This window comes from Pseudomonas sp. CM27 (assembly GCF_013179515.1).
Classification (GTDB): Bacteria; Pseudomonadota; Gammaproteobacteria; order Pseudomonadales; family Pseudomonadaceae; genus Aquipseudomonas.
In genome coordinates this window covers 1-5,217 of sequence record NZ_JABMCN010000340.1, presented here as the reverse complement: position 1 = coordinate 5,217, position 5,217 = coordinate 1, and the positions used below count along the sequence as shown (strand labels likewise).

Here is a 5,217-nt window from a genome sequence, read left to right as displayed (position 1 = left end):
TGGGCATGGAGAGCATGATCGCCGTGTCGCTGCTGGTGGCTGCCGGGGCTGTACTGCTACCAAGCCGTCAAGTACTGATGGCCATGGCCATGCCGGTATTCGCCCTGTTCCATGGCTGGGCTCATGGCGTGGAGGCAACACCGAGCGCGTTCTGGCAGTTCAGCGCCGGTTTCGTGATGGTCAGTGGCCTGTTGCTGGCGGCTGGCTTCGCTGTCGGTTGCCTGCTGCGCCGGCACAGCGGCCTGCAGAAAGCGTTCGGCGGTGGCCTGCTGGCCGGCGCGGCACTGGTGCTGGCCGGTTGATGAGCAGCGACCTGGCGTTACTGCGCCTGCTGCAGCTGGCCAGCCCCGGTTTGCCGGTGGGTGGCTTCACCTACTCGCAAGGCCTGGAATGGGCGGTAGAGGCGGGCTGGGTGCGGGACGTAAGCGGTTTCGCTGCCTGGCAGCGCGAGCAGCTTCACGACACCCTGGCCCACCTTGACTGGCCGGTGATGGCGCGCCTGTACCACGCCTGCCAGGCCGCTGACCCCGAGGCCTTCGGCCATTGGAGCCGCTTTCTGCTGGCCAACCGCGAAACCGCCGAGCTGCGCCTGGAAGAACAACAGCGTGGCGCGGCGCTGGCGCGGTTGCTTGACGGTTGGCAACTCGGCCAAGTGCCGGCCTGGCGCGCGAGCCTGGAGCTGACCCAATTGGGCGGCATGGCCTGGCTGGCGGCGCACTGGGCCATCCCGCTGCGCCAGCTGGCCTTGGGCCACGGCTTTGCCTGGCTGGAGGGCGCGGTCATGGCCGGGGTCAAGCTGGTGCCGTTCGGCCAGCAGGCGGCGCAGACACTGCTGCACGACCTGGGCGCAGATTTGCCCGCCGCGCTCGACCAGGCACTGACCCTGGGCGACGACCAACTCGGTGGCGGCCTGCCATTGCTGGCCATTGCTTCATCGCGTCATGAAACCCAATACACCCGTTTGTTCCGTTCTTGAGGACTGCCTGCATGCAAAGCTATCAACAACCCCTGCGCGTCGGTGTCGGCGGCCCGGTCGGCTCTGGCAAGACCGCATTGCTGGAAGCGCTGTGCAAAGCCATGCGCGACCGTTACCAGATCGCTGTGGTGACCAACGATATCTACACCAAGGAAGATCAGCGCATTCTCACCGAAGCCGGTGCCCTGGAGCCGGAGCGCATCGTCGGCGTAGAAACCGGCGGCTGCCCGCACACGGCCATCCGTGAAGACGCTTCGATGAACCTGGCGGCGGTCGAAGCGCTGGCGCGCAAGTTTGGCAACCTGGAGGTGATTTTCGTTGAAAGCGGCGGTGACAACCTCAGCGCCACATTCAGCCCGGAGCTGGCCGACCTGACCATCTACGTGATCGACGTGGCCGAGGGCGAGAAGATCCCGCGCAAGGGCGGCCCGGGCATCACCAAGTCGGATTTCCTGGTGATCAACAAGACCGACCTGGCGCCTTATGTCGGCGCTTCGCTTGAGGTAATGGCGAGCGATACCCGGCGCATGCGCCCGCAGCGGCCGTGGACCTTCAGCAACCTGAAGAAGGGCGAGGGGTTGCAGGCGGTGATCGATTTCATCGTCGAGCGCGGGATGCTGGGTGTGCGCGCATAATGGCATACCGGGCCTGCACATGACTTACTGATTTGGCAGGGACCCTGTGGGAGCGGGCGTGCCCGCGAACACCGGCGCAGCCGGTGCCATGCACCACGTTGGATTCTTCGCGGGCGCGCCCGCTCCCACAGGGTACGCGGAGCGCCCAGCATCAGTTCCCTGTACGAAAGCGCAGCCCAATGGGCCGGGAACCCTCCTGCAGCCGCTCCGCGTATGGGTTTGATATCAGTTGTGGCAGCAGTGCGGCTTGTCGGGCTGCCCTTCGTAGCGGTCATGATGGCGAACCCAATCCATGGTCCCGGCTTCGTTGCGACCCAGCGGCGCGATGTCGAGGAAGTTGTAGGTATTGACCAGGATATCCAGCCCCCGGGCGTAGGTTGAATAGGTGTGGTACACGCTACCGTCCGCCTCGCGGTAGAAGGCACTCAAGCCGGGCAACTCGCTTTCGTTGCCGTCATACGCTTCATAGTTGTACTGCCTTTCACCTTCGCTGCCGACACTGACACCAAAGTCCTCGTTGAAGCCGCTGCCATTCGACGAATACCAGGGGAATCGCCAGCCCATTCGCTGGCGGAATGCCTGGAACTCGTGATACGGCGCCCGCGACACGGCCACCAGCGACACGTCGTGGTGGGCCAGGTGCAGGTTGGCACCGTCGAAGTGGTCGGCCAGGAACGAGCAACCGGGGCAGCCCTCGCTCCAGCCTTCCACGAACATGAAATGGTACAGCAGCAACTGGCTGCGGCCTGCAAACAGGTCCGCCAGGCCAAGTTCGCCGTCTGGCCCGTGGAAGCGATAGTCGTGTGCGACCTTGACCCAAGGCAGGGCGCGACGGGCGGCGGCCAGTGCGTCGCGGTGGTGGGTGAAGGCTTTTTCGTGCAGCCACAGCTGCCGGCGGGCCGCCAGCCATTGGCTGCGGTCAACCACCGGGTGCCTGTTTTCGCTTGTGCTCATGGTGCTGTCTCCACGCTTGGGGGATTCACACACTAGTCGAGCATGACCAAGCCGAATCGACGGGCACCGGTGGCCGGGCGATGGGCGGTAACGATCAGCCCGAGTGAGCGATCTGATCCTCGGTCAGTTCATCTGCCGCTTCATCCTCGCCCGGCAGTGCGGTGATCACGCTGAAGTCACTGACTTCCACCTTGCCGCCGCCATAACCCAGCAAATGGAAGGAAAACGCCTTGCGCCCTGTCGGGTTGTCGAAACTGAACTCCATTTCCAGCGGCTGTTCGGCGGTGACCCTCACCTCGGCAGGCAAGCCCAGTGGCACATCCTGCTCCAGCTGCTTGGCCTTGAGTTGTATGTAGGCGGTGCGCGTAGGGTCCAGCGAGCGCACCTTGACCCGCACGCGGGTATGCGAGCCGCCGGGCATCTCCAGGTACTGGGCGCCAATCAGGTTGTCGGCCCAGTCATCGTGAATGCGCTTGCGCAACTTGATCGGCGAAGGGCCGCCGAACTGGTAGCGCAAGTTGAGCGGGGTTTGCAGCAGGGACTGGTCGAGCACCCCGGCCAGTGCGCCGATCTGCTGGCCGAGCAGGCTGTCGCCAGGGCCGAGGTAGCGTGCCTGATCGGCGATGAAACCTTTGCTGGCGTAACGCCGGCAGCGCTGCTGGAAGTCGCATTCGGTGAACACGCCCTGGCCGTTGTGGTAACGCAGCATGCCGTTGGTGTAGGAGATCATCTCGCGACCGGTATCGTAGTCGCGGTACAACGAGCGCCCACCCAGCGCTATTGGAATCGGCAGGGCGAAGTAGTCCAGCAGCGAGGTGGCCAGGTCGACATGGCCGTAGGTGCCGCGCTTGATAGGCGGCAACCGGGCCTGTTCCGGCGCCAGGGTGAGGTTGAAGCCCCAGGCCGAAGCCAGGCGCACGCCGTCGATGCCGTGGGATTCGTCGGAGGTCACCACTACCAGCGTGTCCTTGAGCACGCCCTTGCGTTCGAGGTTGTCGAGAAATGCGCCGATCGCGTCGTCCAGGTAAGCCACCGCTGCCTGTTTCGGCGTGTCGTAGCGCTGCAGGTATTCGGCCGGTGCCGAGTAAGGCTGGTGGGTACCCACGGTGAGCAGGGTCAGCATCCACGGCTTGTCCTGCTTTTGCAGTTTGTCGACATAACCCAGGGCCCCTTCGAAGAAGGACCGGTCATCCTTGCCCCACGGGAAGTCCAGGTAGTTCTTGTTGCGGAACCATTCCAGGCCATGCACCGAGTCGAAGCCGATGTGCGGCATGATGCGGTCCTTGGCCATGAAGCGCAGGCCGGCGCCCTGCAGGTAGTGGGTGGTAAAGCCGGCCTGGCGCAATTGCGTCGGCAGGCAGGCCTGGTTGCGCTGGTGCTGGGTCAGCAGCTCGACGCCCTTGGGGGTGCCGTTGGCGAGCTTGTCGTAGTCCCCACATAGCATCGCGTACAGGCCGCGAATGGTCTGGTGCGTGTGCAGCACGTAGTCCGGGGTGCTCATGCCGCGCTCAGCCCATTGGCTGAGCCTGGGCATCAGGTTTTCATCGAAGCGACTGTGCAGGGCCTGGCGGTTGGGCCGTACGTAGGCCCCGGGGATGCCTTCGACGGTGATCAACAGCAGGTTGCGGGCGCTGCCAGGCCCGGCCAGCAGCCGTTGGCCATGCAGGTCGGACTGGGTCAGGCCGCTGCTGGCCAGCGGCGTGAAGGTTTGCGTATGGCCCATCCAGCCTTCGACCTGTCGCTGCAGGTTGCCGACCCCGGCCGACATCAGCTGGTGGCTGAGGTTGTACTGGCGCCACTGGTCAGCATCGGAAGGTTGCAGCTGCTGGCTGCCCCAATGGGCGCCGAACAGCACCAGCGGGATGGCCCAGGCCCTGCGCGGCAAGGCGCGGCCGCGGTGTGCGCGGCTGCGCCAGGCAGTGGCAAGCCAGGCCAGCAAGCCGCCACCCAGCACCCAGGGCAGCCAGGCATGCGCCAGGCCGCCACCGGTCGAGTTCTCCATGAACTGCGGGTCGACCAGGTAGGCCAGGTCGGCGCTGGTGGGCAACCGGCCCACGGCACTGACGAGTTCGGCCGAAGCCACCCACAGGGCTGCCCAGGCCAGGAGTACGGGCAGGGCCAGCCACCACGGCCGGCGGTGCAGCAGCAAGAGCAGCAGGCTGCCCAGGGCAAGGTCGGACAGGTAGCCGAGCGGGCTGGACCAGCCCAGGATGGCGCGCATACCCAGTGGGATCACCAGTACCAGCACCGCCAAGGCAGTAAACCGGGTACGTGGGTGGTCTGACAGGCTTTTCACAAAAACTTCCCTTTTGCCATAAAATCGTCATGCGGATGTGCTTGATGATAACAGGCCGGGGGAGGGAAAGCGGGCGGCTACAAGCCCTGTAAACAAAAGCCGGGCCCGCTCGCGCAGGCCCGGCTGGGGGCAACTGTCAGAAGTAGTAGGGGAATTTCAGGCTGAAGGAAAAGTCTGGCGCGTCGTCGGTCAGACCAATGGACAGGTTGGGCACGATGGTCAGGTTGTTGGTGGCGGCGAAGGTCAGGCCGACGTTGAAGTTGGCCGCGTTGTAGTCGCTGTTCGAGATCGACTGCCAGTCGCCGCCATCGGGCTTGATCTTGCTTTTGCGGGCAAACTGGTCGGACACTGAGAAC

5 protein-coding genes and 1 pseudogene are annotated in these 5,217 nt (G+C 64.7%); 3 read left to right on the top strand and 3 right to left on the bottom strand.

Going from position 1 to position 5,217, the window contains the following annotated elements:
• From HP547_RS27210 to ureG, 3 genes are all read left to right on the top strand, one after another.
• A partial coding sequence (locus tag HP547_RS27210; RefSeq protein WP_172288528.1) for a HupE/UreJ family protein occupies positions 1-302 on the top strand: 302 nt, incomplete at its 5' end.
• Complete coding sequence (locus HP547_RS27205) at positions 302-976, top strand: urease accessory protein UreF (RefSeq protein ID WP_172288526.1); 675 nt, start codon at positions 302-304, stop codon at positions 974-976. The genes HP547_RS27210 and HP547_RS27205, both read left to right, overlap by 1 nt.
• Positions 977-987: 11 nt before the next feature.
• A complete protein-coding gene (gene ureG, locus HP547_RS27200; RefSeq protein WP_172222848.1) occupies positions 988-1,611 on the top strand; it encodes an urease accessory protein UreG in 624 nt (207 codons plus the stop codon).
• Between the two features lie 225 nt (positions 1,612-1,836).
• Here the strand turns inward: ureG and HP547_RS27195 are convergent, their stop codons facing one another.
• From HP547_RS27195 to HP547_RS27185, 3 genes and pseudogenes are all read right to left on the bottom strand, one after another.
• Positions 1,837-2,565: a thioredoxin family protein gene (locus HP547_RS27195; protein ID WP_172288524.1), complete on the bottom strand. Its 729-nt coding sequence runs from the start codon at positions 2,563-2,565 to the stop codon at positions 1,837-1,839.
• 94 nt (positions 2,566-2,659) lie between these two features.
• Positions 2,660-4,861 (bottom strand): sulfatase-like hydrolase/transferase, encoded by a 2,202-nt coding sequence (locus HP547_RS27190; RefSeq protein WP_172288522.1) that lies wholly within the window; start codon positions 4,859-4,861, stop codon positions 2,660-2,662.
• A gap of 136 nt (positions 4,862-4,997) precedes the next feature.
• Positions 4,998-5,217: pseudogene (locus tag HP547_RS27185) on the bottom strand (hypothetical protein); the annotation flags it as partial.

Excerpts from the sequence above, each read along its gene's own strand:
- ureG (WP_172222848.1), top strand. The coding sequence starts at position 988 with ATGCAAAGCTATCAACAACCCCTGCGCGTCGGTGTCGGCGGCCCGGTC.
- HP547_RS27195 (WP_172288524.1), bottom strand. The coding sequence starts at position 2,565 with ATGAGCACAAGCGAAAACAGGCACCCGGTGGTTGACCGCAGCCAATGG.
- HP547_RS27205 (WP_172288526.1), top strand. The coding sequence starts at position 302 with ATGAGCAGCGACCTGGCGTTACTGCGCCTGCTGCAGCTGGCCAGCCCC.